The organism is uncultured Comamonas sp. (genome assembly GCF_964277875.1).
Lineage (GTDB): Bacteria > Pseudomonadota > Gammaproteobacteria > Burkholderiales > Burkholderiaceae_C > Comamonas > Comamonas sediminis.
Map to the genome: position 1 here is coordinate 35,459 of NZ_CAXYJV010000009.1, position 23,842 is coordinate 59,300.

Consider the following 23,842-nt stretch of genomic DNA (forward strand, 5'->3'; position numbering starts at 1 on the left):
CGCCAGGCGACCCTCGTAAAACACAGATGGCAGAGTCCCCCCGCGGGGCGCTCTGCCATCAGGCCCATCAGGCCTTCTTTGCCGCTTCCCGGTAGACCAGGAGGGGCGGCTTGCCTTCGTTGATCGTCGCCTCTTCGACCACGACCTTGGCCACATTGTCGGTCGTCGGCAGATCGAACATGGTTGTCATCAGCGACTGCTCCAGAATCGAGCGCAGTCCCCGGGCACCGGTCTTGCGGGCCAGCGCCTTCTTCGCAATCGCGGTCAACGCATCGGGGCGCACTTCCAGCTCCACGCCTTCCATGCCCAGCAGCTTGTTGTACTGCTTGACCAGCGCGTTCTTGGGCTGGGTCAGGATCTGGACCAGCGCGTCTTCCGACAGCTCGGCCAGCGCAGTGACCACCGGCAGACGGCCTACCAGCTCGGGGATGATGCCGAACTTGATCAGGTCTTCCGGCTCGATGTCGCGGAACGCCTCGGAGATGGAGCGCTGCTGCTTGCTCTTGACGGTGGCACTGAAACCGATGCCCGATGCTTCGGAACGGTTCTCGATGACTTTCTCGAGCCCGGCAAACGCGCCGCCGCAAATGAACAGGATGTTGGTCGTGTCCACCTGCAGGAAATCCTGGTTCGGGTGCTTGCGCCCGCCTTGGGGCGGGATCGAGGCCATCGTGCCTTCGATCAGCTTGAGCAGCGCCTGCTGCACGCCTTCGCCCGACACATCGCGGGTGATCGAGGGGTTGTCCGCCTTGCGCGTGATCTTGTCGATTTCGTCGATGTAGACGATGCCGCGCTGGGCCCGCTCGACATCGTAGTTGCAGCTTTGCAGCAGCTTTTGCACGATGTTCTCGACGTCCTCGCCAACATAGCCCGCTTCCGTCAACGTGGTGGCGTCCGCCATCACAAAGGGCACGTTCAGCTGGCGGGCCAGCGTCTGGGCCAGCAAGGTCTTGCCCGAGCCGGTGGGGCCGATCAGCAAGATATTGCTCTTGGCCAGCTCCACATCGTCCTTGCCCGCCTTGTCCTTGTGCGCCAGGCGCTTGTAGTGGTTGTACACCGCTACCGCCAATGTGCGCTTGGCCGGATCCTGGCCGATGACATAGTTGTCCAGGGCCGCCTTGATCTCGGCCGGTGTCGGCAGATCATTGCCCTTGGCCTTCTCGCCCTCCTTGCCTTCTGCCGCCACCTCGTCGCGCACGATGTCGTTGCAGAGGTTGATGCACTCATCGCAGATGAACACGGACGGTCCGGCAATGAGTTTCTTCACCTCGTGCTGACTCTTGCCGCAGAAGGAGCAGTACAGGGTTTTTTCGCTGGATGAGCCTTTTTTCTCGGCCATGGGGGCAATGCCTTCAATCGAATCTATGTGGAAACAATGATAACCAACTACAAAGCGGCCTCAACCGGTAGGGTTGGGGCCGCTTCACCGGAAAAGCCTACTTATGGGCGCTTTTCTACCACAGTATCGACCAAACCGTACTCCTGGGCTTCTGGCGCCGTCATGAAGTAGTCGCGCTCGGTGTCGGCCTTGACCTTGTCATAAGGCTGGCCAGTGCGGTCTGCCAGGATGCGGTTCATCTGCTCCTTGGTGCGGATGATGTCGCGGGCATGGATTTCGATGTCCGTCGCCTGGCCACGGGCGCCGCCGAGCACTTGGTGGATCATGATCTTGGAGTTGGGCAGCGAGTAGCGCTTGCCCTTCTCGCCAGCGGCCAGCAGGAAAGCACCCATGCTCGCGGCAAAGCCCAGGCACATCGTCGAGACCTGTGGCTTGATGAACTGCATGGTGTCGTAAATGGCCATGCCGGCCGTCACGCTGCCGCCAGGCGAGTTGATGTAGAGCGAAATCTCCTTGTCGGGGTTTTCACTTTCCAGGAACAGCATCTGGGCGACCACCAGGTTGGCAGTCTGGTCGTTGACTTCACCGACCAGGAAAATCACGCGGTCCTTGAGCAGGCGCGAGTAAATGTCAAACGAGCGCTCACCACGGCCCGATTGCTCGATCACCATCGGGATCAAACCCAAGTTCTGAATATCTTGTGCGCTCATTACATCTCCGTTCAGGATAGGTGGAAGCTAGCGTCAATGCACTGTGACTGCGCTAACTGTACCCCAATAAAATGGGGCCTGCGCCCAAAAGCACAAGCCCCTGTTTTCAGCTGGCCGCCGCGCTGGCGGCCATGGCCGCCCGCGCGCTTATCAGCCTTGCTGGCCCATCAGTTCGTCGAAGGACACGGTCTTGTTGCTGACCTTGGCCTTGCCCAGCACGAATTCGGTCACGTTGTTTTCGATCACAACGGCTTCGACTTCGGCCAGACGTTGGCGGTCACCAAAGTACCAACGCACGACGTCTTCTGGCTTCTCGTAGCTCGATGCCAGCTCGTCGATGTGGGCCTTGATTTGCTCAGGCGTGGCTTCCAGCTTGTTGGCCTTGACCAGTTCGGCCACCACCAGGCCCAGACGCACGCGGCGTTCGGCTTGGGGCAGGAACACGTCAGCAGGGATTTCCGCCTTTTCAGCGTCCTTGATGCCGCGTTGCTTCAGCTCTTCACGGGCACCTTCGAGCAGACGGCCGACTTCGGCATCGATGCTGGCCTTGGGCAGGTCCAGCTCAGCCTTGGACACCAGGGCTTCCATCACGGCTTGCTTGTTGCGCGACTGAACGCGGAACTTGACTTCACGCTCCAGGTTCTTCTTGATGTCGGCGCGCAGGCCTTCGACGGAACCGTCAGCAATGCCCAGGGACTTGGCCAGTGCTTCGTTCACTTCGGGCAGGTTGGCGGCTTCCACCTTCTTGACGGTCACCAGGAAGTCGGCGGTCTTGCCAGCCACTTCCTTGCCGTGGTAGTCCTCAGGGAATGCCAGCGGGAAAGTCTTGGATTCGCCGGTCTTCATGCCGCGCACTGCGTCTTCGAATTCCTTGAGCATCTGGCCTTCGCCGATCAGGAACTGGAATGCTTCAGCCTTGCCGCCAGCGAAGGGTTCGCCGTCGATCTTGCCTTCGAAGTCCACGGTCACGCGGTCGCCATCAACGGCAGCCGTGTCGGCTGGGCGCTGGGCGAAGGTGCGACGCTGCTTGCGCAGGATGTCGATGGTCTTCTCGATGGCAGCGTCGTCCACGTCGGCAGCCAGCTTCTCGACTTCCGCGGAAGCCAGGTCACCGATCTTGACTTCGGGGAACACTTCGAACACGGCATCAAATGCCAGCTCACCCTCAGGTGCGCCTTCTTTTTCAGTGATCTTGGGCTGACCGGCCACGCGCAGTTCGGCTTCGTTGGCGGCCTTGGCAAACGCCTCGCCGACCTTCTCGTTGAGCACTTCGTACTGAACGGAATAGCCATAGCGCTGTGCCACCACGTTCATCGGCACCTTGCCGGGACGGAAGCCGTCCATCTTCACGGTGCGGGCCAGGCGCTTCAGGCGGCTGTCCACTTCGGTTTGCACGGATGCGAGAGGCAAGCTCAGCGAAATTTTGCGCTCGAGCTTTTCAAGGGTTTCAACATTCACTGCCATGGTTAATCCTAGTTAGGCACGAACCCTTCCGGCCACGGTGTGCAAACGCCATTCAAGCCAGCCTGCAAGCGGCAAAGCTTGCGTCCGATGCGAGGACTGTCCGTGTCACATCGGGGATGGCATCAACGGGGATTGGCACCGTTTTACAACCTGGGGTCCCAGTAGATAGGCGACTGGCCCTAAGCCCAGCACACCCAAAAATCAAACGATGACAGCGCATTCAGTAGCAAGCAACACCTGGCGTGACCCGGCAAAAACCACCGTTGTCACGAAAGCGGTGCAGCGCAAGGCGCCATCGACCGAAACCGAACATTATATATAAAGCCAGCTCTTTTCCTGGATGCCAATACCGCCATGGCGCAGGGTCAGACCCTGATGGCGGCAGCCGCTGGCGCAAAACGCCAAGAAAAAAGCCGAATCTCCTGTTGGAAATTCGGCTCATATGCATTGCAATAGCAGATGGTGCTTGTACCTTCTGCTATTAAATTTTGGTGCGCGGGGCGGGACTCGAACCCGCACACCATTGCTGGCGTCAGGACCTAAACCTGGTGCGTCTACCAATTTCGCCACCCGCGCGATTACAGCTGCAGCCGGCTTGCCAGCCAACTGTCTGCTTTTAGGTCAATCCACGATTCTAATGCAAGCCATTGCTGCCTTGGGCAAACCTCGGCAAAAACTCGCTAAGGGACCCTCTGCATAACTCCCTGCCGTGGTCTGAACGCGGTCTCGGGCGATCTGCTGTGTTGTCTTCCTTGTCAATAGCTCGCTATTGACTGCAAAAGACGCCTTGCATCTCATCCCGATCTGCGCCCATCCCGCTTGGCGAGGGTTATGCCGAGGGTCCCTGGCAAGCCACTCAAACGGCAGCCGACAGTGGCACGTCGCTGTGCTCCTTTTTCACGCGGAACCAGGCCGCATACATCGCCGGCAGCGCCAGCAAGGTCAGCACCGTGGCAACGACCAGGCCGCCCATGATGGCGACGGCCATCGGCCCCCAGAAGATGCTGCGCGACAGCGGAATCATCGCCAGCACGGCAGCAGCGGCGGTCAGCGCAATCGGGCGCAGCCGGTGGGTGGCGGCCTCGACAATCGCATCCCAGGTCGACAGGCCGGCGGCATGGTTGGCCTCGATCTGGTCGATCAGGATCACCGAGTTGCGCTGGATCATGCCCATCAGTGCGATGACGCCCAGCAAGGCGACAAAGCCAAAGGGCCGGTTCAGCAGCAGCAGGGCCGCAGTCACGCCTGCAATGCCCAGGAAGCCGGTGATATAGACCAGCACCGAGCGGCTGAAGCTGTGCAGCTGCAGCATCAGCAAGGTGAACACGATGAACACCATGATCGGCATGCCCGCCATGATGGAGTCCGAGCCCTTGGCGCTTTCCTCCACCGCACCGGCAATCTCGATGCGGTACTGGTTCAGGCCCTTGTCGGCCCAGCCCTGCTGCAGCTTTTGCAGATCAGGCCAGAGCTTTTGTGTCACCGTCGGGCCTTGCAGGCCGGCGGCCACATCGCCTTGCACGGTAATCGCATACTCCCGCCCCTGGCGCCACAGAATGCCCGGCTCCCAGACAAAGCTGGGCTTGGCAATCTGCGACAGCAGGATGGCCTGGCCGCTGCTCGATGCCACATAGGCATTGCCCACGTCGGTGACGGCCTGGCGCTCATCCACCGGCTGGCGCAGCACCATGTCGATCAGCTTGTCGCCTTCGCGGTACTGGCCAATGGTGTTGCCCGACAGCTGGGTGCGCGTGGCCTGGGCAATGCTCTGGTTGCTCACGCCCAGCGCGCGGGCCTTGCTCTGGTCCACTTCCAGGCGCAGCACCTTGATGGACTCGTTCCAGTTGTCATTGACGCCCCGCATATCGGACGAGGCCTCCAGCTTGGCACGCACCTCGCTGGCCAGCGCACGCAGCAGCTGGGGGTCCTGGCCCATCACGCGGAACTGCACCGGGTACGGCACCGGCGGGCCGCTGGGCAGCAGCTTGACGCGGGCCCGCACTTCCGGAAACTCCTGCGCCAGCAAGGTCGGCAGGCGCTTCATCAGGCTGTCGCGGTCGGCCAGGCTGTGGGGCAGCAGGATCAGCTGCGACACATTGGACTGCGGGAAGATCTGGTCCAGCGGCAGGTAGAAGCGCGGCACGCCCGAGCCGATCCAGGACGTGACGGACTCGATGCCGTCCTGCGCCTGCATGCGCTGCTCGATACGCCGCGTCACCTCCTCATTGGCAGCCATGCTCGATCCCTCGGGCAGCCAGACATCCATCAGGATCTCGGTGCGGTTGGAATCGGGGAAGAACTGCTGCTGCACCTTGCCCATGCCAAACAGGCCCAGCGCAAACACCAGCACCGTGGCGCCAATCGTCAGCCAGCGGTGCTCCACGCACCAGGAGACGGTGCGGCGGAAGCGGTTGTAGAAGGGGGTGTCGAACATCGCATGCTCGCCGCCTTCGCTCTCGTGCGGCGCATGCTTGGGCTTCTTCAGGAACACCGTGCCTAGGTAAGGCACAAAATAAACCGAGGCCACCCAGCTGATGACCAGCGCAATCACGGTCACCGCAAAGATCGCAAAGGTGTACTCACCGGTCGTGGACTTGGCAATGCCGATCGGCATGAAGCCTGCCGCCGTGATCAGGGTGCCCGTCAGCATCGGCTTGGCAGTGATGTCATAGGCGGCGGTGGCCGCGCTCAGCTTGTCATAGCCCTCTTCCATCTTGCGCACCATCATCTCGACGGCGATGATGGCGTCGTCCACCAAGAGGCCCAGCGCAATGATCAGCGAGCCCAGCGATACCTTGTGCAGGCCAATGCCCCAGTACCACATCGCCAGGAACGTGGCGCACAGCACCAGCGGAATGGTGATGCCCACCACCAGCCCCGGGCGCGGGTCCAAGGTGATGCGGCGCCACAACGGATCCTTGCCTTTGCGGATGTGCATGCCCAGGCTCAAAAAGCTCACGGCCAGCACAATCACCACCGCCTCGATCAGCACGCGCACAAACTCGTTGACCGACGTGGACACGGCCTTGGGCTGGTCCTGCACGTTCTCCAGGCTCAAGCCGGCGGGCAGAGTGGGCACAATCTTGTCCACCGCCTCATGCAGGTGCTTGCCCAGTGCAATCACATCGCCGCCCTTGCGCATCGAGATACCCAGCGCCACGGTCGGCTGGCCCTGGTAATGCACCTTGGTCTTGGCCGGGTCCAGGTAGCTGCGGTAGATGTCAGCGATATCGCCCAGCTTGAGCTGGTTGCCATTGGGCCCACGGATCGGCATGGCCTTGACGTCGTCGAGCTGGCGGAACTCGCCTGTGACCTCGACCTGCACCCGGTCGGCACCGGCCTGGACCTCGCCCCCGCTTTGCACGGCGTTTTGCTGGCCAAGCTGGGCAATGACCTGGTTCATGTCCAGCCCCAACTGGGCCAGCTTGCTGCGCGAGATCTCGATATAGAGCTTCTCGTCCTGCACACCAAAGAGTTCGACCTTGGCGACATCCTTGACCCGCAGCAGGCTCTGGCGCACGCTGTCGGCATATTCCTTGAGCTCGGCGTAGCTGTAGCCCTCGCCCTGCAGCGCATAGATGACGCCATAGACATCGCCGAAGTCATCGTTGTAGAAGGGCCCCAGCACGCCCTGGGGCAAGCTGGCGCGCATATCGCCCACCTTCTTGCGCACCGCCAGCCAGGTCTGCGGCACATCCTGCGGGCGCGTGTCTTCGCGCAGATTCAGGATGACCAGCATCTCGCCGGGCTTGGAGTAGCTGACGATCTTGTCGGCATTGGGCACGTCCTGCAACGTGCGCTCGACCTTGTCGGTGACCTGCTCGGCCATCTGCTGGGCCGTGGCGCCTGGCCATGCGGCCGAGACCACCATCGCACGGAAGGTGAACGGCGGGTCCTCATCCTGGCCCAGCTGAAAATACGCGCCAATGCCCAGCACCAGCAGCATGATGAGCAGATAGCGTGTGAGCGGCACATGCTGCAACGCCCAGCGCGAGAGGTTGAAGCCCTTGCTGCTGCTGTGCTTCTCGCCATCGGGACCGGGGGCCGGCGAGGACGGACCAGCGCCTTGCGGCGTGTTCTGAGGTGTTTGCATGGCCACCTCTTATTGCTTGGGCGCAGCTGCGGCCGCACCTGCCGCAGCAGGCGCATTCACCACCGGTGCATCGGCCTGGGTCTGCGCAGGCGCGGAGGCTGCGTACTTGGACTGGAACACCGTCACCTTCTGGCCGGCATTGAGCACATGCACGCCGGCCACCACCACCTGCTGCCCGGCCTGCAGACCGCTTTGGATCACAGCGTCATTGCCATCCATGCGCGCCACCGCCACCGCCTGGGGGTTGACGGTAGAACTGGCAGGGTCAAACACCCAGACCTGGGTGCTGCCGGCCTTGTCCCAGAGCGCCGACAAAGGCAGCTTGATCGCCTCGGCCGCCTTGTCAGCGCCAGCGGCGCGCTCGGGCGGCAGCACGGTCACCGTGGCGCCCAGCTTGGGCAGCACCTCATTGGGCGCCGCATCCAGCGAGGCCTTGACCTGGTAGGTGCGGGTGGCGGCATCGGCGCTGGCTGCCACTTCGCGGATATGCGCGCCCAGCAACTGCTCCTCAGGCCAGACCTTGACCTGCACCGGCTGGCCGGGCTTGAGCTGCGCAATGCGGTCTTCGGGTACCGCAAACACCGCATCACGCGCACCATCCTTGGCCACACGCAGCACCGGCGTGCCGGCAGACACCACCTGGCCAGGCTCCACATTCACCGCAGTCACCACACCGGCCACCTCGGACACCAGGCGGGTATAGGCCGTCTGGTTGCTTTGGCTGGCCGCGTTGGCCTTGGCCTGGTCCAACTGTGCCTGGGCCGATTTCAGCGCCGCCGCATGGCGCTCCATCTCGGCCGCACTGATGAAATTCTTGTCGCGCAGCTCCTTGAAGCGGCGGTAGTTCGCCGCTTCCAGGTCACGCTGCGTGGTGGCGGCCTGCACTTGCGCCTGCGCCCCCTGGGCCGCCAGCGCGTAGTCAGCACCATCGAGCTGGGCCAGCAGCTGCCCAGGCTTGATGGCCTGGCCCAGCTCCACGTTGCGGCTGAGCACCTTGCCCGCCACCCGGAAACCCAGTTGCGCCTCGGTACGGGCACGGATATCGCCGGCGAACGCCGACTGCGCCTGCAGCGGCGCGGCGCCCACGGTTTGCAGCTTGACCGCACGAATCGGCTCGGGCGGGGACTCCTGGCGTGAACAGGCCGTCAAGCTGGCCAATGCCGCCATTGACAGCAGCAGCACTGCGGCACGCGCGCTGGGCGCTCGAAGAGGTAGAAACATGGTGTGCATGCGGGCGGTGAGAGGCCAAGAAGACCCTGGCCCGGCAGAAGAAAAAGAGGGAAATGCACCAAGGACCCGCTGCCCAACACCCGGACGCGCGCTGTGCAGAGGGCCCTTAATGACCAAACGGTCACTAATTTAGACAGTTCGCTCCCGCCTGTCAATGCTTGGCAGCCACACCGTGCGGGATGCGCTAGCATCGGCGCTGTGAAAGATTCCACGCCCTCCTCTTCCGCGGCTGCCGCCACGCCCGTCACCCACTACGAGAATTTTCCGGTGGCCTCCTGGCTGTGTCCGCCGGCACTGCGCCCTCCGATCGCCGCGATCTACCACTTTGCGCGCACAGCCGATGACATTGCCGACGAGGGCGACGCCGATGCCCCCGCCCGCCTGGCCGAGCTGCAGGCCTACCGCGATGCGCTGGCCCATATTGCTGATGGAAAGCCGCCACAGGCGCGCTGGCAGGCCGTGTTTGCGCCGCTCCAGGCCGCCATCGTGCAGTGGCAGTTGCCGGTCGCCTTGCTGGATGATTTGATCAGCGCCTTCATGCAGGACATCGACAAGACCGCCCGAAGCGCGCGCTATGCCGACCGCAGCGAGCTGCTTGACTACTGCCGCCGCTCGGCCAACCCGGTGGGCCGCTTGCTGCTGCATCTGTATGGCGTAAACGACGCCGCGTCGCTGGCCCAGAGCGATGCCATCTGCAGCGCGCTGCAGCTGATCAACTTCTGGCAGGACCTGGGGGTCGATATTCCGCGTGGCCGCTACTACCTCAATGATGCCGACTGCCAGGCCGCCGGCATCACCGCCGCCGCGATGCAGCAGCGCCAGGACAGCCCGGCGCTGCGCCAGCTGGTGATGGACCAGGCCGCCTGGGCCCGCCGCCTGATGGAAGAAGGCGCGCCGCTGGTGCACCGCGTGCCGGGCCGCGCCGGCTGGGAGCTGCGCCTGGTGGTGCAAGGGGGCTTGCGCATTCTGGACAAGGTCGAGGCGCTGCAAGGCCAGAGCCTGTGGCAGCGCCGCACCATTGGCAAGGGCGATGTGCCGCTGATGCTGTGGCGCGCCTGGCGCATGTAAGCCGCTATCTACCCGCAAAAAAAAGGCCGAATCCTGCGATCCGGCCTAAAGGGGTTATGGGAACCCCCGAGGAGAGTGTTTACGGGCCTTGCGGCCAGGCGGCTCAGGGCTCAGCCATCCCTTGCCCAGCTGGGGAATACGCTTGTCATGGTCTCGCCTTTCTCAGGACCGTTGAACTGGCGCTCAGCCCAGTTGCACCGGAACAAAAATCTTCTGGCCATTGCGCTCGATCAGCAGCGCCACCGACTTGTCGGACTGCGCCACCTGCTTGCGCAGATCCTCAATGCCTTTCACCGCCGCGCCATTGACCGACAGCACCACATCACCAGGCTGCACACCGGCCAGCGCTGCAGGTCCGGCCGCCTGCTCGACGATCAAGCCCTGCTGGCTGCCGCTGGCCTGCTTTTCCTGCGGCGTCAGCTCGCGCAGCGCCAGGCCCAGCTTGCCCTTGCCGACCTTCTCATTGCCTGCCACCTGCTCGCCCTTGCTGACATTGCCGCCCAACGTGGCTTGCAAGCTGGTGGCCTTGCCGCCGCGCCACACCTGCAGCTCGGCCTGGGTGCCCGGCCGCGCCGTGGCAATGGCCGCAGGCAGGTCGTTGGACGAGACAATCGCCTGGCCGTTGTAGCCGGTGATCACATCGCCAGGCTGCAGGCCGGCCTTGTCGGCGGGGCCGCCTTTTTCCACACTGGCCACCAACGCGCCTTCGGGCTTGGGCAGCTTGAAGGAATCGGCAAAGGCCTGGTTGACCTCCTGGATCACGACGCCGAGGCGGGCATGGTCGACCTTGCCGTGCGAGACGATCTGGTCCTTGATGTTGACCGCCAGGTCGATCGGGATCGCAAAGGACAGGCCTTGGTAGCCGCCGCTCTTGCTGTAGATCTGCGAGTTGATGCCCACCACTTCGCCGCGGGCATTGATCAGCGGGCCACCGGAATTGCCGGGGTTGATCGCCACATCGGTCTGGATGAACGGCACCGAGCTGTCATCGGGCAGCGCACGGCCCTTGGCGCTGACCACACCGGCAGTCACCGAGTTCTCGAAGCCAAAGGGCGAGCCAATGGCCAGCACCCATTCACCTTGCTGGATGGCCTTGGAGTCACCAATCTTGGCAACGGGCAAATCCTTGGCATCGATCTTGATCACCGCGATATCGGTCTTGGGGTCCGAGCCCAGTACCTTGGCCTTGAACTCGCGCCGGTCGGTCAGCTTGACCGTCACCGTCTTGGCGCCCTTGACCACGTGGGCATTGGTCAGGATCGTGCCATCGGGGCTGATGATGAAGCCCGAGCCCTCCCCGGCCATCGGCACCTCTTGCGGCACCTGGCGGCCAAACCCGCGCGGCATGCCTTGCTGCGGCACGCCAAAGCCGAACTGGCGGAAGAACTGCAGCATCGGGTCATTGGGGTCGATCTGCTGGCCCCGGTTGGCCGAGGGCGCGGCGTCGGCATCGTCGCCGTCATCCTCATCGTCCGAGACCTTGCGCGTGCCGCGCACACTGATGTTGACCACCGCAGGCCCGGCCTGCTGGGTGATGGTGCTGAAATTGGGCAGGCTGACCATCGGCGCCGCAGCCGGGGCCGCTTGCGCCACCACCGCAGGCGCGCCTTGTGCATGGGCGCTCCACTGCACATGCTGCAGTGCCGAAGCACCCACGCCGCCCAACACACCTGCCGTCAGCAAGGCAGCTACCAGTTTGCGCGAACCGAGTTGAAAAGAAGGAACAGACATTTTTGTACTCCCAAATACCACTTGCATGGTGTCGATGGGGCTAATGTGCCTGCCCAGACTTAGAAGAAACTTAGACGCAAGGGCCTCAGGATTTTTGGTACGGAAAATAAGGCGGCGCCTCACCGATGGCCAGCATGTCCACTTCCAGAATCGCCAGCCCGGGCGCGCCCGCCAGCTGCGCCACCGCCTCTGCCAGGCCATCGGCCCGGCCGAGCTTGCGGTAGGCCATGCCGGCCGATTGGGCGAGCAGCGCAAAGTCCGGCGGCGCCAGATCACCATAGACGCGCCGGCCGCCAAAGTTGGCATCCTGCATGTGCTTGATCACGCCGTAGCCCGCGTCGTTCATGACGATGAGCAGCATGTCCAGCTGCTCCTGCATGGCGGTCCAGAGCTCGCAGACATTCATCATGAAGCCGGCATCGCCGCTCAGCACCACGGTCTTGGCGCCCCTGGCCGCAAAGGCTGCACCTATGCCCAGCGGCAGGCCCTGTCCAATGCCAGCGCCCACCGGGTGCATGGCGTCGCGGGGGCCATAGACCTCAAACAGGCGGTTGCCCCAGGTGGAGTTGGCGACGGTGATATCGCGCGCCCATACCGCATTGCGCGGCAGCTGGCTTCTGAGCTGCTCGGCAAAACCGGCATAGGGGCCCAGGGTGCCGGCAAACGCCTGGCGGGCGCGCTGCTTCATATTGGCAAACTGCTCGCGGTAGCCGGGCTCGGCCTGGTAGCTGCCCAGCGCCGCCACCAGGCGTTCGAGCACATCGCGGGCATCGCCACAGACAAACTGCGCGCAGTCATAGCTGCGGCCTTCGGCGGCGGGGTCCAGGTCGATCTGCACCCGCTGGCCGGGCAAGGCCAGGCTTTGGTCCACGGTCTCCTGGCCCCGCAGCCGCGAGCCGACCACGATCATCAGATCCACCGTCTTGTAAAAGTCGATGACTTCGGGCGCGCCAGTGCCGTTGAGGCCGCCCAGGTTGCAGGCATGGTCCTCGGGCACAATGCCGCGCCCGGCCCAGCTCGATGCCATGCCAAAGCCCATGCCCAGCAGTTGCTGCAAGGGCGCGCCGCAATCGATGGCACCGCGCCCCACCCAAAGCATGGGCCGCCGCGCCGCACGCACGCGTTCGGCCAGCTGCGCGATGTCGGCATCGCTGGCCCGGTAGCGCGCGGGCATGGGCGGCAGCACCAGGCTTGCGCCCGCGTCGCTTTGCGGGATGGGCTGCTTTTGTACATCGATCGGAATCTCGATGCTGACCGGCCCCATCGGCGCCGCCAGCGCCTCGGTGGCCGCCTGCTGCAAGATGCGCAGTGCGTCTTCGGCCCGCTCAATGCGGTAGCTGGCCTTGCAGACCGATTGCAGCATGCCGAGCTGGTCGCGCACATTGTGGGTGGCGCCGGTATCGCGCCCCAGAAACTTGCGCGGCACCTGGCCGGTGATATGCAGCAGCGGCGTGGAGGCAAACGATGCCTCCAGCAAGCCCGACACTGTATTGGCCGCGCCCGGCCCGGTGCTGGAGACCAGCACACCCAGCTTGCCGCTGCGCCGGGCATAGCCATCGGCCATGTGCGCTGCGCCCATCTCGCCGCGCGTCATCACCACGCGGATGCCGCCCTGGCGGGCAATGCCATCCATGATCGGGATGTTGTGCACCGAGATGATGCCGAAGACCAGCTCGGTATCGATGGCATGCAGGAACTGGGCGACCAGGTCGCCGATATTGAAGGTGTGTGACATGGTGGGTTTACTCGCTGGCCTGAACGTCCGGAGCCAATTGCTTGAAGAAGTGGTAGTCGCTGGCAATGCGTTTTTTCAGATCGCGGGTACTGACCGGGTCGATGGCATAGCCCGAGCGCTCCATGTCGGCAACAAAGCGGGCATCGGCCAGGATTTTCTGGTTGGCCTGGGCCAGCGCATCGACCACCTCGGGTGCCGTTTTGGCTGGCGCCAGCAGGCCGATCCAGCCTTCGAAATTGAAGTCCGGGTAGCCGGACTCGGCCATCGTCGGCGTCTGGGGCAGCTGCGGGTTGCGCAGCGGCGATGTCAGCGCCAGCGCGCGCACGCTGCCGCCCTGCACCTGGGTGACCGCCGTCGTGTTCAGGTCAAACAACATCGACACGCGGTTGGCCATCAGCTCGGCCATGGCCGGTGCATTGCCCTTGAAGGGCACATGCGTCATCGTGATGCCCGCGTACTTGGCCAGCAGCACGCCCGAGAGGTGGTTGGACGAGCCATTGCCTGCCGAGGCATAGGTCAGCTGGCCAGGATGGTCCTTGCCAAAGGCCAGCAGCTCCTGCAGCGACTTGAACGGCGACTGCGCGCCCACCAGCAGCACATTGGTGTACTTGACCACCGAGCCGATGGGAGAGAAGTCTGCCACCGGGTCAAAGCTGGTGTTCGTCACCGCCGGGGTGATGCTGATCGTGGGGCTGGCGACAAAGTACAGCGTGTAGCCATTGGGCGTGGCGTTCTTCACTGCATTGGCCGCCAGGGTGCCGCTGGCGCCAGCCTTGTTCTCGACAATCACGCTCTGGCCCAGCAGCTCGGAGAGCTTCTGCCCGTACTGCCGCGCCACGATATCGACCGAGCCACCCGGTGAGTAACCCACCACCAGCTTGATGGGCTGCTGCGGAAAAGCCTTGGGCTGGGCCTGCGCTGCAGCGCCCCACACCCCCAACAGCGCTGCACTGAGCGCGATGCTCCACGGGTTCATGCCGGTCTCCTGAGGTTCTTGTGCGCTCCTTTATCCCTTAGGTACCGACGGCCCCCTCCCCCTGCTAACCCTAGAAGTTCGCAGATTGAATAAGCTGATATTTACAACGAATCAGTTTGCGCCATTTGCGCTCAGAAGATGACCCGCACGCGCAGACCGCCTAGCTCCTCCGACGCATCCAGCAGCAGCTGCGCGCCGTGCTGGCGTGCCACTGCACTGACAATCGCCAGCCCCAGCCCGCTGCCATGCGCGCTGGTGCCGGGCACGCGGTAGAAGCGGTCCAGCACCCGCTCGCGCTCCTCGGGGACGATGCCGGGCCCGCTGTCTTCGACGCTGAGCACGCGCTGCCCTTGCGCATCGCGGTACCAACGGCACAGCACCTGGCCACCGGTGGGGGTGTAGCGCAGTGCGTTTTCCAGCAGATTGCGCAGCAGCAGGCCCAGCGCATCGGCCTGGCCCTGCACGGGCTCGAGGGTGTCATCCAGCTGGTGCTGCAACGCCAAGCCCGCCTGCTGGGCCAGCGGTTGCAGCTCATCCACCGCCATCTCGCACAGCGCGGCCACGGCGACCGGCTGCGCAGGCGCTGCCTGCATCTGCCCGGCCTCCTGGCGGGCCAGATGCAGCAATTGTTCGACCATGCGCGTGGCCCGGTCGATGCCCGCCATCACCCGCTCGCTGGCCACACGCCGCGCAGCTTCATCGGGCGCGCGGGCAAGGCCCTGCACCTGCAGGCGCAGGGCCGCCAGCGGTGTGCGCAGCTCGTGGGCGGCATCGCCGACAAAGCGCTGCAGCGCATCAAACGCGGCCTGCAAGCGCGCCAGCAGCAGGTTCATCTCCTGCACCAGCGGCTGCACTTCCAGCGGCAGATCGGCGTCGGCCAGCGGTGACAAGTCATCGGCCTGGCGCGCCGCCAGCTGCTCGCGCGTGCGCGCCAGCGGCGCCAAGGTATGGGCCACCACCCACCACACCACCAGCATGATCAGCGGGGCCAGCAGCAGCACCGGCACGATGGAGCGCAAGGCCACCTGGCCAGCCATCTGGCCGCGCGATGCCGCCTCCTGCGCCACCTGGATGACCTGGGTCGGCGTCTGCAGCGCATAGATGCGAAAGGCCACGCCATGGGCGCGCGCATCGCTGAAGCCCAGCACGGCAACCTGGGGCAGCAGGCGCGAGTTGCTGGAGCGGTAGAGCATGATGCCGTCGGAGCGCCAGATCTGCACGATCATGTCCTGCGCCTTGGCCTGCGGATCGGCCAGCGCGTCCGAGGCCACCTCGGAGGCCAGCCCGGCCGACAGCGCCAGCGCAATGCGCTGCATCTGCACATCGAACAGCGCCTCGGTCTCCGCCCGCGCTGTGCGGTAAATGCTGACGGCCTGCAGCCCGGCGGCCACCACCACGACGGCCAGCAGCGCCCAGATCAGCCGCGCACGCAGCGAAAAAGGCCGGCCGGCCCACAGCGCTGCGCTCAAGCGGCCTCCCCATTTGGAGGAGACTCGACCGGCACCAGATAACCCAGACCGCGCACATTCTGGATCAGCTCGGCGCCCAGTTTTTTGCGCACCCCGTGGATATAGACCTCGACCGCATTGCTGCTGATGTCATCGCGCCAGGAGTAGAGCTTTTCCTCCAGCTGCGCGCGGGAAAGCACGCGGCCAGGTCTTGCAATCAGGGGCTCGAGCACCGCCCATTCACGGGCCGACAGCTGCACCGGCTGCCCGGCCACAAAGGCCTCGCGCGAGGCGGGCACCAGCCGCACCTGGCCCCAGCAGTACTCGGGCTCGGCCCGGCCGCTGGCACGGCGCAGCAGCGCACGGATGCGCGCCAGCAGCTCGTCGAGGTCATAGGGTTTGATGATGTAGTCATCAGCGCCGGCATCGAGCCCCGCCACCCGCTCGGCAATGGCATCACGCGCCGTCGCCACGAGTACGGGGATGCGGACCTGGCGCGCACGCATCTCGCGCAGCACCTGCAGCCCGTCCACCTTGGGCAGGCCCAGGTCCAGCAGCACCAGGTCATAGCCGGCCGTCGCCAGCGCCGTCTGCGCCATCGCCCCGTCCTTGACCCAATCCACCGCCCAGGATTCGGCACGCAGTGCATCGAGCACCACTTCGCCAATCATCTGATCATCTTCTACCAGGAGTATGCGCATGGCAGCATTATGCAAGCGCCCAATAACGTGATGGGAAGCAGGCCCAGAAGGAACACGGGCTGACCCCCTCAATGGCGATCAGCCCGCGACCCGCATGATGGTTGGCAGAGAAATAAGCGGCACACACTGCGTCAATCGCATTGTGCGCAACCTGCCTTCGCGCATACCGCCTTATCGGTGAACGTCCGGACTTGTAGTTGGCTTTGGTCCTCGCGTCCTGGCGGGATGAACCCCCTAGTGCTCCATGGCGACCGCGATTATATGGACGGGCACATGTCAATAACCAGGCACTATTGCAACAAAAGACTTCCGACCCCTCGGCAACGCCAGGTCTTCTGGTTCCCGCACCGCCCTACCACGATGAATTCGTTGAAGAAACCTGCATGCCTTGGTATCCGCCAGTGCAGTCCGCGGGCAATGTCAACAAAGCTGTGCAAGCGCTCACCCCGTTGCTGCAGGCAGTTCAGGCTGCAGCGCCCCGCCCGAGGTACCCGCCCGGCAAGGCGCGGCAACGGCTGGAGCGCTGTCGCCGGGGTAATCGCTTCCCGGGCCTCTGGCCCATGGGACAATACGGCGCTTATGACCACGCCCCAGCAGTATGTTCAAAACAAGGCCGCAGCCTCCGGCAGCAGCTTTTACTATGCCTTCCTCTTTCTGCCCAAGGACAGGCGTGCAGCGATCACCGCCTTTTACGCCTTTTGCAGAGAGGTCGACGATGTTGTCGACGAGGTGAGCGACCCGGGCGTGGCAGCGACCAAGCTGGCCTGGTGGCAGAGCGAGGTCCGCAAGAGCTTTGCCGGCCAGCCCAGCCACCCCGTGATGCAGGCGCTGATGCCGCATGCCAGCGCCTTCTCGATCCAGGCCGAACACCTGCTGGCAGTGATCGAGGGCTGCCAGATGGACCTGGAGCAGACCCGTTATCTGGATTTTCCCGGTCTGCAGCGTTACTGCCACCTGGTGGCAGGCGTCGTCGGCGAAGTGGCAGCCCGCATCTTTGGCCAGACCAGCCCGCAAACCACGCAGTACGCCCACAAGCTGGGGCTGGCGTTCCAGCTCACCAACATCATCCGCGATGTGGGCGAGGACGCGATGCGCGGCCGCATCTACCTGCCCGTCAACGAGCTGCAGCAGTTCGATGTAAAGGCGCACGAGATTCTCAACCGCAAGTACTCGGACCGCTTCGAGGCGCTGATGCGTTTCCAGGCCCAGCGCGCCCACCAGCTCTATGACGAGGCACTGGCCTTGCTGCCGCAGGCCGACTACCGTGCGCAAAAGCCCGGTTTGATGATGGCCAGCATCTACCGCACCCTGCTGCGCGAGATCGAGCAGGACAAGTTCCAGGTGCTGCACCAGCGCGTGAGTCTGACGCCGCTGCGCAAGTTCTGGCTGGCCTGGCGCATGCAAGCCCTGGGCCGCATGTAAGTGGCCCGCAGCCAACGCATCGCCGTGGTCGGGGGCGGCTGGGCCGGCATGGCCGCCGCCGTCGAGCTCGCCTCGGTCAGCGCCCACCAAGTGACCGTCTGGGAATCCTCAGCGCACTGGGGCGGCCGCGCTCGCGGCCTGGCCTTGGCCTTGCCCAGCGGCGAGGAGATCACCGTCGACAACGGCCAGCATATTCTGATTGGCGCCTACACCGCCTGCCGCGCACTGATGGAGCGGGTAGGCGTCAGCACCGATGCGTCGTTCATCCAACGGCCGCTGGCCATGCGCTACCCCGATGGCCGGGGCATCCGTTTTCCCGACAGCGCACCGCCCTGGGACGCGCTGATCGGCATTGCCACCGCCAAGGGTTGGTCCTTGCTGGAGCGGCTGCATCTGCTGCGCCGGGCCGCTGCCTGGCAACGCCAGGGCTTTCGCTGCGCGCCACAGGCCAGCGTGGCCGATCTCTGTGCCGGTCTGCCCCCCCGCCTGCTGGCCGAGTTCTTTGAGCCGCTGTGCATCTCCGCGCTGAACACCCCCCTGCACCAGGCCAGCGGCCAGGTCTTTCTGCGCGTGCTGCAAGACAGCCTGTTCGCGGTCGACAAAGGCTCGCACTTCTGGCTGCCGCTGGTGGACCTGGGCCAGCTGTTTCCCGTTGCCGCCGCCAGCTGGCTGCAGGCCCGGGGCCATGACTGCCATCTGGGCAGCCGGGTGGCTCAGCTCGCGCAAGCCGGTGCTGGCTGGCAGCTCCAGGGCCAGCACTATGACCAGGTCCTGCTGGCCTGCCCGGCCTGGGAGGCCGCGCGCCTGGTGCAAGCCGCCTTTGCCCATCCAGCCAACGACTATGCCGAGGCCCTGGCCTGGGCCGACGACGCCGGGCGCCTGACGCATACCGCCATTGCCACCGTCTACGGCTGGAACCCGGCCCCCGACGCCCAGGGCCATAGCCTGCATGCGCCCTGGCTGGCGCTGCACAGCAGCCCCAGCCAGCCCGCACAGTTTGTGTTTGACCGTGCCCAGCTGGGCGGCCCTGCCGGCCTCTTGGCCTTTGTCATCAGCACCAGCGAAGGCGACCGCGCCGAGGTCGAGCAGCAGGTCATCGCCCAGGCACAAGCCCAACTGGGCCTGGCCTTGCAGCCCCTCAAAACCGTGGTGGAAAAGCGCGCCACCTTTGCCTGCACGCCCGGCATGCAGCGCCCCGGCATGGTGATTGCGCCCGGCCTGCTGGCCTGCGGCGACTACATCGACGGGCCCTACCCCGCTACGTTGGAAGGCGCCGTGCGCAGCGGCATCGCCGCCGCCCACGCGCTGGCCTAAAGCCCCATCAAACAGCGCCCGCCGCCTGGCGCCAAGGCGCACCCTGCGCAAAATGCGCAATCACCCAGTCACGCCAGGCGCTGGATGCGGCACTGCTCCACTGGCTGGACGGTCGCACCAGGTAGATGCCGGCATCGGCCTGCAGCTGCCACTGCGGCAACACCTCCTGCAAATGGCCGGCTGCCACCTCGGGGCCCAACAGCCAGTCGCCGCCCGCGATGATGCCCAGGCCATGGCGTGCGGCCACCAGCAGGGCCTCGTTGTCATTGCTGACCATGCTGGCGCGGATGCTGACCAGGCAGGATTCGGCCCCGCGCGAAAACTGCCACTGCGGATAGCTGCGCAGCCCGGTAAATCCCAGGCAGCGGTGCTGGGCCAGATCCTGCGGCGTATGCGGCCAGCCCTGCTCGGCCAGGTAGCTGGGTGCGGCACAGACCAGGCGCCGGTGGTCGCACAGCCGGGTCGCCACCAGGCTGCTGTCGGCCAGCGAACCGATGCGGATCGCGGCATCAAAATGCTCACCGATGATGTCGACAAAGCGCTCGGCATACTCCACATCCATTACCACCTGCGGATGGGCCTTGGCAAACCCCGCCACCATGGGGCTGAGCCAGCGCCGCCCCATGCTGGCCGGCAACGACAGCCGCAGCGACCCGCGCACGACGGCCGCTGCCTCGCTGGCCTGGCGCTGCGCCTGGTCCAGCAAGGCCATGGCCTCGCGCACCTGGGCCACAAAATGCTGGCCTGCGCTGGTAAACCGCAGCTGGCGCGTGGACCGCTCCAGCAAGCGAATCCCCAACCGTGCCTCCAGCGCACTCAGTCGGCGCGACAGCACCGTTGGGTGGCGCTGCAGCTGCGCGGCCGCCGCGACAAAGGACCCGGCATCGAACACCGCCAGCAAGGCGCTGAGTTCATCGGCGTGTTGGCTGTCGAGCAGGGGCATGGTGGTGGGGCGGAGTGGCTGGTGTCCGCACTATAGGCCAAGACACGGTGGACGATGCGGCGATGCCGCCGCCGCAGCGCTTGGCATCAAGGCAGCAGCACCACCGCCCCCTGGGTCTTCCCCGCCTCCAGATCGGCATGCGCGGCAGCCACTTCCTCCAGTGCATAGCGGCGCCCAATGGCGGGTTGGATGATGCCCTGCTCTACCGCCTGCAGCACGGCGCTGGCGCGCTGCTGGTACTCGGCCGCGGTCGCGGTATGCGCGGCCAGCGAGGGGCGGGTGATGTAGAGCGAGCCCTTGGCGTTGAGCGTGGCCATGTCGATGGCGGGCGGTGCACCGGTGGTCGCGCCAAAGGACACCATCAGGCCCCGGGGACGCAGGCAGTCCAGCGATGCGGCAAACGACAGCTTGCCCAGGCCGTCATAGACCACATCGGCCATGCGGCCGCCGGTGGCGTCGCGCAGCTGCGCGGCCAGGGTCTGGGGATCGAACACCAGCGCTTGGTCGCAACCGGCGGCCAGCGCCCGTGCCTGGCTTTGCGGTTTGGAGACCACACCGATGACGGTAGCGCCCAGGTGCTTGGCCCAGGAGGCCATCAGCTGGCCCACTCCGCCGGAAGCGCCATAGAGCAGCACGATGGTGCCGGGGCCGACGGCATAGGTGCTCGTCAGCAGGTACTGCGCGGTAATGCCTTTGAACAGCACGGCGGCGGCCTGCTCGGCGCTGATACCATCGGGCAGCTTGACCAGGCGCTCGGCCGGGTAGAGGCGTTCATTGGCATAGGCGCCCAGAGGGCCGGTGGCATAGGCCACCCGGTCGCCGACGGCAAACTGGCTCACCCCAGCGCCGAGCGCCAGCACGGTGCCTGCGCCTTCCAGTCCCAGGCCCGAGGGCAGCGGGATGGGCGCAATACCTTTGCGCTGCAGCACATCGAGCGGGTTCACACCGACTGCCTGCTGCGCCAGCAAGACCTCACCCGGGCCGGGTGCGGCCACTTCCCACTGCTGCATTTGCATGCATTCCGGGCCACCGGCCGCTGCCAAACGAATCACTTGCGCCATGCATCACTCCTTGCGGTTTTGTCGATGGCGCCAGCTTAGAGCCTGCATGGAAACAGATAAATAGTGCGCCATACAGTTGATAGCTGCAGTGGGTGCAGCAATCAGCGCCCATGGCGATGCCGGTCTGTCAGTCAGTGGGCCGCCCCAGCAGCTCACACAACTCGGTCAGATTGCGCACCAGCGCCTGGGGCGGGGGGCTGCTCAACGGCCAGCGCAAGGCCAGGCCTGCCTCGGTGCGCTGGTGGTGGTCCAGCTCCTGGCGCTGCACCCAGGCGGCCTGCATGCCGCAGGCCAAGGCGCCTTGCACATCCAGCTCGGCGTCATCGCCCACATGCAAGAAGGCGGGCAGATCGATACCGGCGCGCTCGGAAGCGGCTGTAAAAATGCGCGGGTCGGGCTTGGCCACGCCCACCTCACGCGCGCTGGTGCTGGCCACAAACCAGGGCGACAGGCCCACCAGGTCCAGCTGGGCATTGCCGTTGGAGACGGCGACCAGCGGGTAGCGCGAGGACAGCCAGGCCAGCGCGTCTTCGACCTCGGCAAACCAGGTCACCCGGTTGCGGGCGGCAAAGAACTGGGCAAATACGGCCTCGACCAGCGCTTCATCGCCTCCGCTTTGCTGCAGCGCGCGGCGGATGAACTGCTGGCGGAAATGCGTCATGTCATGCGACAGGTGCACAAAGTCATCGCGCACCGACTGGCGGATGCGCTGGGCCTCGGCCGCGTCCTGCAGCAAGGCAGCGGTCGCCGGCGCATGGGCCAGCAAAAATGCGTGCTGCGCGGCTTCGGCCGCCTTCAGGGTCGGCAGCACCGGCCAGAGGGTGTCATCCAGATCAAGGCTGATGGCACGGATTCGGGAGAGATCGAGCATGGCGCCAAGCATAGCGGATCGCTGCGGGCCAGCGCGCCCCAGCGGTCCGGTGTCGGACAATGGCGCGCAGGCCCGCTGCGGCCAGGGGTATGCGCCAGGGCCCGCTGCCAAGCTGCGACAATCCCAGCCATGGTTTCACGCTTCCGACCCGAGCCTCTTGGCCAACCCCTTCCTGACAGAACCGGCATCCTGCTGTGCAACCTGGGCACACCGGATGCGCCCACCACGGCAGCCACGCGCCGCTACCTGGCCGAGTTCCTGAGCGACCAGCGCGTCGTCGAGATTCCGCCGCTGGTCTGGAAGCCGCTGCTGCACGGGGTGATCCTGCGCACTCGCCCGGCCAAATCGGCCGCCAAGTACCGCAGCATCTGGATGCCCGAGGGCTCGCCGCTGGCCGTCTGGACGGAGAAGCAGGCCAAGCTGCTGCGCGGCACCCTGGGCGAAGCAGGCCACCAGGTGCTGGTGCGGCCGGCGATGCGCTACGGCAACCCGTCGATCGCGAGCCAGCTCGATGCCTTCAAGGCAGAGGGCGTGCGCCGCGTGCTGGTGCTGCCGCTGTACCCGCAGTACTCGGCCACCACCACCGCCAGCGTCGTCGATGCCGTCAATGCCTGGTGCGCCAGCGCGCGCGACATCCCCGAGATCCGCTTTGTGCGCAGCTACCACCGCGATCCCGGCTATATCCAGGCACTGGCCCAGAGCGTGCGCAAGCAGTGGCAGCTGGACGGCCGCGCGCCCAAGCTGGTGATGAGCTTCCACGGCATTCCCGAGCGCAATGTGCGCCTGGGTGATCCCTACCAGCAGCAATCGCAGGAGACGGCCCGCCTGCTGGCCGCCGAGCTGGGCCTGGCCGAGAGCGAGTACCTGCTGACCTTCCAGTCGCGCTTTGGCAAGGCCAAATGGCTGGAGCCCTATACCGAACCCAGCCTGGTCGCGCTGGCCCAGCAAGGCCTGCGCCATGTGCAGGTCATGTGCCCGGGCTTTCCCGCCGATTGTCTGGAGACACTCGAAGAGATCAACCAGGAGGTGCGCGAAGCCTTTGTGCATGCAGGCGGCCAGCAGTTCGACTACATTGCCTGTTTGAACGACCAGCCCCGCTGGATCCAGGCGCTGCGCGAGCTGGCCCTGCAGCACCTGCAAGGCTGGGACACCGGTACGGCGCCATCCCAGCCCCGCTGAGCTGCCCCGCACCACGCTGCCAGAGACCGCACCACCATGACCCTCCTCTCCCCTTACCGGCCCGAGCAGCGCGAGCGCGTGCTGGGCCTGTCGCTGCACGAGGCGCAGCTGCCCTTTGTCGCCCCGATTGCCCAGACCCTGGCCGAGCTGCACCCCCGATTGGGCGCCCATCTGATTGGCGATGGAGAGCAGATTGCCGGCTTTTTCCTGATCGACCAGGACTACGCGCAGCACTACCCCTTTGCCTCGGCAGACAGCCTGGGCCTGCGCAGCTTCTTTATCGACCAGCGCTTTCAGGGCAAGGGCCTGGCCAAGCGCAGCCTGCAAGCGCTGCCCGACTACCTGCGGGCACAGGGCTTGGCTGCTACGTACGTATTTTTGACGGTGAACTGCAAGAATGCCGCTGCGATACCGCTGTACCGCCAGTGCGGTTTTGAGGACACCGGCGAGCTCTACCTGGATGGCGGCTACGGCCCGCAGCACATCATGCGGCTGGCGCTCTAGCCCCACGCTTGCGCTTAGCCCAGACACCTACATTGACCCACAACAAGGCCCCA

At 65.1% G+C, this 23,842-nt stretch carries 18 protein-coding genes and 1 tRNA gene; 5 read left to right on the forward strand and 14 right to left on the reverse strand.

Translation table 11 applies throughout. The features are described from left to right. Positions 1-67: 67 nt before the first annotated feature. The 6 genes from clpX to ACHWUQ_RS04145 form a co-directional block, all read right to left on the reverse strand. Positions 68-1,339 (reverse strand): ATP-dependent Clp protease ATP-binding subunit ClpX, encoded by a 1,272-nt coding sequence (clpX, locus tag ACHWUQ_RS04120; protein ID WP_312413297.1) that lies wholly within the window; start codon positions 1,337-1,339, stop codon positions 68-70. 101 nt (positions 1,340-1,440) lie between these two features. Beyond that, positions 1,441-2,049: an ATP-dependent Clp endopeptidase proteolytic subunit ClpP gene (gene clpP, locus ACHWUQ_RS04125; protein ID WP_239809109.1), complete on the reverse strand. Its 609-nt coding sequence runs from the start codon at positions 2,047-2,049 to the stop codon at positions 1,441-1,443. 150 nt (positions 2,050-2,199) lie between these two features. Continuing rightward, the gene (tig, locus tag ACHWUQ_RS04130) at positions 2,200-3,513 is read right to left on the reverse strand and encodes a trigger factor (RefSeq protein WP_230774937.1); all 1,314 of its coding nucleotides are present in this window, start codon (positions 3,511-3,513) and stop codon (positions 2,200-2,202) included. Between the two features lie 489 nt (positions 3,514-4,002). After that, positions 4,003-4,089 (reverse strand) — tRNA-Leu (locus tag ACHWUQ_RS04135). 280 nt (positions 4,090-4,369) lie between these two features. Beyond that, a complete protein-coding gene (locus ACHWUQ_RS04140; RefSeq protein ID WP_394680420.1) occupies positions 4,370-7,606 on the reverse strand; it encodes an efflux RND transporter permease subunit in 3,237 nt (1,078 codons plus the stop codon). Between the two features lie 9 nt (positions 7,607-7,615). After that, the gene (locus tag ACHWUQ_RS04145) at positions 7,616-8,827 is read right to left on the reverse strand and encodes an efflux RND transporter periplasmic adaptor subunit (RefSeq protein ID WP_312413289.1); all 1,212 of its coding nucleotides are present in this window, start codon (positions 8,825-8,827) and stop codon (positions 7,616-7,618) included. 198 nt (positions 8,828-9,025) lie between these two features. On the opposite strand from ACHWUQ_RS04145, the gene hpnC reads away from it, so the two are divergent. Then, positions 9,026-9,904: a squalene synthase HpnC gene (hpnC, locus tag ACHWUQ_RS04150; RefSeq protein ID WP_394680480.1), complete on the forward strand. Its 879-nt coding sequence runs from the start codon at positions 9,026-9,028 to the stop codon at positions 9,902-9,904. 183 nt (positions 9,905-10,087) lie between these two features. On the opposite strand, the gene ACHWUQ_RS04155 is transcribed toward hpnC, so the two are convergent. The 5 genes from ACHWUQ_RS04155 to ACHWUQ_RS04175 all read right to left on the reverse strand — a co-directional run bounded on the left by ACHWUQ_RS04155 (position 10,088) and on the right by ACHWUQ_RS04175 (position 16,495). Then, positions 10,088-11,635: a DegQ family serine endoprotease gene (locus ACHWUQ_RS04155; protein ID WP_239809113.1), complete on the reverse strand. Its 1,548-nt coding sequence runs from the start codon at positions 11,633-11,635 to the stop codon at positions 10,088-10,090. A gap of 85 nt (positions 11,636-11,720) precedes the next feature. Beyond that, complete coding sequence (locus ACHWUQ_RS04160; RefSeq protein WP_394680421.1) at positions 11,721-13,370, reverse strand: thiamine pyrophosphate-binding protein; 1,650 nt, start codon at positions 13,368-13,370, stop codon at positions 11,721-11,723. Between the two features lie 7 nt (positions 13,371-13,377). Beyond that, a complete protein-coding gene (locus ACHWUQ_RS04165; RefSeq protein ID WP_394680422.1) occupies positions 13,378-14,346 on the reverse strand; it encodes a Bug family tripartite tricarboxylate transporter substrate binding protein in 969 nt (322 codons plus the stop codon). 131 nt (positions 14,347-14,477) lie between these two features. Further along, the gene (locus ACHWUQ_RS04170) at positions 14,478-15,815 is read right to left on the reverse strand and encodes an ATP-binding protein (protein WP_394680423.1); all 1,338 of its coding nucleotides are present in this window, start codon (positions 15,813-15,815) and stop codon (positions 14,478-14,480) included. After that, a complete protein-coding gene (locus tag ACHWUQ_RS04175; RefSeq protein WP_369460833.1) occupies positions 15,812-16,495 on the reverse strand; it encodes a response regulator in 684 nt (227 codons plus the stop codon). The genes ACHWUQ_RS04170 and ACHWUQ_RS04175 overlap by 4 nt, the downstream gene beginning before the upstream one ends. 579 nt (positions 16,496-17,074) lie before the next feature. Here ACHWUQ_RS04175 and hpnD point away from each other — a divergent pair. Both hpnD and hpnE read left to right on the forward strand, forming a co-directional pair. After that, positions 17,075-17,917, forward strand: a complete 843-nt coding sequence (gene hpnD / locus ACHWUQ_RS04180; RefSeq protein ID WP_394680424.1) for a presqualene diphosphate synthase HpnD — start codon at positions 17,075-17,077, stop codon at positions 17,915-17,917. Continuing rightward, positions 17,918-19,231, forward strand: coding sequence for a hydroxysqualene dehydroxylase HpnE (gene hpnE / locus ACHWUQ_RS04185; protein WP_394680425.1), 1,314 nt, complete (start codon positions 17,918-17,920; stop codon positions 19,229-19,231). 7 nt (positions 19,232-19,238) lie between these two features. On the opposite strand, the gene ACHWUQ_RS04190 is transcribed toward hpnE, so the two are convergent. The 3 genes from ACHWUQ_RS04190 to ACHWUQ_RS04200 form a co-directional block, all read right to left on the reverse strand. Then, positions 19,239-20,174: a LysR family transcriptional regulator gene (locus ACHWUQ_RS04190; RefSeq protein ID WP_394680426.1), complete on the reverse strand. Its 936-nt coding sequence runs from the start codon at positions 20,172-20,174 to the stop codon at positions 19,239-19,241. Between the two features lie 86 nt (positions 20,175-20,260). Beyond that, a complete protein-coding gene (locus tag ACHWUQ_RS04195; protein ID WP_394680427.1) occupies positions 20,261-21,235 on the reverse strand; it encodes a quinone oxidoreductase family protein in 975 nt (324 codons plus the stop codon). A gap of 127 nt (positions 21,236-21,362) precedes the next feature. Next, a complete protein-coding gene (locus tag ACHWUQ_RS04200) occupies positions 21,363-22,106 on the reverse strand; it encodes an HAD-IA family hydrolase (protein WP_312527773.1) in 744 nt (247 codons plus the stop codon). A 129-nt stretch (positions 22,107-22,235) separates the two neighbouring features. On the opposite strand from ACHWUQ_RS04200, the gene hemH reads away from it, so the two are divergent. Next, the gene (gene hemH, locus ACHWUQ_RS04205) at positions 22,236-23,285 is read left to right on the forward strand and encodes a ferrochelatase (protein ID WP_394680428.1); all 1,050 of its coding nucleotides are present in this window, start codon (positions 22,236-22,238) and stop codon (positions 23,283-23,285) included. A 36-nt stretch (positions 23,286-23,321) separates the two neighbouring features. Continuing rightward, the gene (locus tag ACHWUQ_RS04210; protein WP_394680429.1) at positions 23,322-23,789 is read left to right on the forward strand and encodes a GNAT family N-acetyltransferase; all 468 of its coding nucleotides are present in this window, start codon (positions 23,322-23,324) and stop codon (positions 23,787-23,789) included. Positions 23,790-23,842 lie beyond the last annotated feature (53 nt).